The 240-nt window shown below is 56.7% G+C and carries 1 protein-coding gene; it reads left to right on the forward strand.

Annotated features, from left to right (window positions below):
* Window positions 1–228: hypothetical protein (locus SB717_RS39195; protein ID WP_410908691.1), on the forward strand; the 228-nt coding region annotated here is incomplete at its 5' end.
* Between the last annotated feature and the right edge of the window lie 12 nt (window positions 229–240).

Below are 240 nucleotides of genomic sequence, written 5' to 3' on the forward strand. Positions count from 1 at the left end.
GCCGATGCTTATGTCGCCATGAGATACGGCACTTCCACGTATTGGGTCGAGCGCGCGGACTTCGATTCGAAGTATGCATTCACCGTAGTGCAGAATTTGATGGCGCTCGCCGAGGCCGAAACGAACAGCAAGGCGCCTGTGGTGACGATTCGAACTCCATGTCACCAGATTGTTTACGTACTGCTCCCCGCTCGCAAGGTCAGACATGACAGATTCCCGATCACGTAGCCAGGCGCGCGG

Origin of the sequence: Priestia sp. SIMBA_032 (assembly GCF_046535215.1) — a bacterium.
GTDB classification, from domain to species: domain Bacteria; phylum Bacillota; class Bacilli; order Bacillales; family Bacillaceae_H; genus Priestia; species Priestia aryabhattai.